Consider the following 2,609-nt stretch of genomic DNA (forward strand, 5'->3'; position numbering starts at 1 on the left):
TCCCCATCAGCTGCTAGTGAAGATATCAACCCCAATTAAATCCGAAGAGAAAATGAAACTCTCCTATAACCAGATTGTATTTTTTCAATACAAACATCTATCTTTTCTGCATTGAGACGATCAAATTTTTCAATCATTTCAATAAAATGTTTATAGTCTGAATCAAATACATTGCTTACCTGATCAAAATCAATTCCCTCATAGGAGAACAATAGATTCTTGAAAGAGGCTCCCTCATCCTTTGCATTTTCTGTTTTACTTTCAGGAGATATCTGAGATGCATCAATCCATTGAGCGAGTATCTGGAATAAATTATCCGCATCTATAGGTTTCAGTACGACATCATTCATACCGGCATTCAGACATTGGAGTCTGTCTTCGGGAAATGCATTCCCTGTCATGGCAATGATTGGAATCCCCTTTCCCTTCGTTAATCTTCTGATCTGCCTGGTGGCTGTTAAACCGTCCATTTTAGGCATTTGCATATCCATAAGGATAAGATTGTATTGGTTTTCTCCTTTAAACAAATCCAATGCTTCCATACCATTTCCAGCGGTATCAACACTGAAATCAACAGACTCCAATAACTCGGTCTCCACCTGTTGATTTAACTGATCATCTTCGACCAGTAGAATTTTGATTCCTTTGAATCTTTTTTGATACTTCTCTAGATCCATTAAATTCTCACCTTCATCAGGAGTATATGAGTGTTCAAGACTTAACTCTTTTTTTAATAAGGCAGTAAACCTGAATGTAATTCCTACTCTTAAAATGCTTTTGACTCTTAATCATCGCCCAGTCCGGTTCCACCCTAATTCCGGGTGGTTGAACTGTCGTATTGTTCCTCTGTGAACAGCTGGAAAGACTCTACTGGCATTCAGAAATTTAAGAATATTTATGCATCACTCTTTTTATTGTTAACCAAATAAATATTCATAAGTGCCGGCTTTATTAATTAAAGTCTAAGTCTATCAATTGAATAATTCAATCTTTTTATGAGTAAATAATTATCGAGAAATTTTCGCTATCAAATGGTTCACACAGGTCTGAATAGACTCTTTTTTGGTAATCCAGCGGGAATATATCACATTTTATCCCTTCAGATGCCGAAAATCAGTACATGGATCAATGGAATCAGCTTTTACAGAACATCTCGTCCCGGCCAAAACAGAATAATCCTGAATGTGAAAAAATATTCAATGGACCATCCGGGATTATTCCCGGTTGGGAGCAGCTCCTCATAGACCGGTTTGGATCATTCCTGTTTGTTGTCACATACAGGCCTCTCGAGGAGGAGCAGCAGGAGGGGCTGATTGGTCTCCTTGGGGAACTCTATCCCTTATGCAAACTTAGAATCCAATACCGCAGTGCCGGCAGGGCAGAAGATCTGTACCTCAGTGCGGACTGCCCTGAGAGGATAGAAGTGAAAGAACATGGAATCACCTACCTTGTGCATACCAGCAGAGGTCAGAATCCCGGTTTTTTTGCAGATATGATCAATGGAAGAAAGGCCGTGATGGACTATATTGACCGCAGCCGCCAGGAATCTGAAAGTGAGGACCTTCTTCCAGTCTTGAATCTTTTTGCATATACCTGTTCCTTTTCCGTGGCAGCCCTGAAGGGGGGAGCCAGCCGGGTAGACAATTGGGATATGAATAAATACTCTCTTGCCATCGGAAAAAAGAATCATGAAATTAACAAGCTGGATCCCCGCTTGTCCTCTTATTTCGGATACGATATTTTTAAGTCTTTTGGTAAAATCAAAAAACGGGGTCCCTATAGTCTGGTCATTTTGGACCCGCCGCCCCAGCAGGGCAGCAGTTTTCAGTATAAAAAAGACTATCCCCGGCTGATGCAGCGGCTTGAACAGATTCTGGCTCCCGCGGGAGCGGTCCTGTTCTGTCTCAATGCCTCTGATTTTGGCAAACAGGATTTTCTGGATATGATAAATGCTGAAACTCCCGGGACTTTTGACCATATAGATGATATTCCCTGTCCTCCCGAGTATCTCGGGCGCTTTCCTGACCGTGGTCTTAAGACTTTTTTGGCTTCCGGATATAATCCAAAAAAGTACCCAGAGGAAGGAAAATCTTGAAGGACCCTTCATTGAGGAGTAAAATAGGGGTGATGGAAGGCAATATGAGAAAGATTTTTCTGTTTTTGATTCTGCTCCTCTTTATTTCCTGTGGTGAAAAACCTGATGCCTTCTTCTCTTCTGATTTTCTTCTGGGAAGTGTAGGCTGGGCAGTCATTCCCCAATATGAGCCTATCGCAGAACCCGTGTTTGATGGGGACCAGTCCTTCTGGACCGCTGTGAAGTATGATAAAAGGATACTGAACAAACAGAATCTCGATGGATTTGAAGAGGACCGTATTTCCCTCTACCTTTATCCGGCGGCCCAGGAAATCAGAAACATCACCTTGAGTGATGATGGAACTACCGCCCTTCTTAATATTGCTTACGATGGTACTTCTGAATCTCATATTGCCCGCATCGTATTCGGCAGTTCTGATCATCGGGCATTTCAACTGGATGGTTCCCAGAATGTGATGGTTCCCAATTCTTCATCCCTGGCTATAACCGCCTTGTGTTATCCCTGGCCTGATCA

The 2,609-nt window shown here is 42.0% G+C and carries 3 protein-coding genes; 2 read left to right on the forward strand and 1 reads right to left on the reverse strand.

Features of this window, described 5'->3' with window-relative positions:
• Window positions 1–35 precede the first annotated feature (35 nt).
• The gene (locus PF479_RS17650; RefSeq protein WP_298009411.1) at window positions 36–677 is read right to left on the reverse strand and encodes a response regulator; all 642 of its coding nucleotides are present in this window, start codon (window positions 675–677) and stop codon (window positions 36–38) included.
• A 443-nt stretch (window positions 678–1,120) separates the two neighbouring features.
• Here PF479_RS17650 and PF479_RS17655 point away from each other — a divergent pair, with 443 nt between their 5' ends.
• Entirely contained in the window at window positions 1,121–2,095 is a 975-nt protein-coding gene (locus PF479_RS17655) for a class I SAM-dependent methyltransferase (protein WP_298009414.1), read from the forward strand.
• Between the two features lie 44 nt (window positions 2,096–2,139).
• Window positions 2,140–2,609 (forward strand): hypothetical protein (locus PF479_RS17660; RefSeq protein ID WP_298009416.1); only part of this gene is annotated, 470 nt, incomplete at its 3' end.

This window comes from Oceanispirochaeta sp., assembly GCF_027859075.1.
Lineage (GTDB): Bacteria > Spirochaetota > Spirochaetia > DSM-2461 > DSM-2461 > Oceanispirochaeta.

What these genes read in the sequence shown, in the direction of transcription:
- PF479_RS17650 (WP_298009411.1), bottom strand. Translation starts at nt 677, where the DNA reads ATGGATCTAGAGAAGTATCAAAAAAGATTCAAAGGAATCAAAATTCTA.
- PF479_RS17655 (WP_298009414.1), top strand. Translation starts at nt 1,121, where the DNA reads ATGGATCAATGGAATCAGCTTTTACAGAACATCTCGTCCCGGCCAAAA.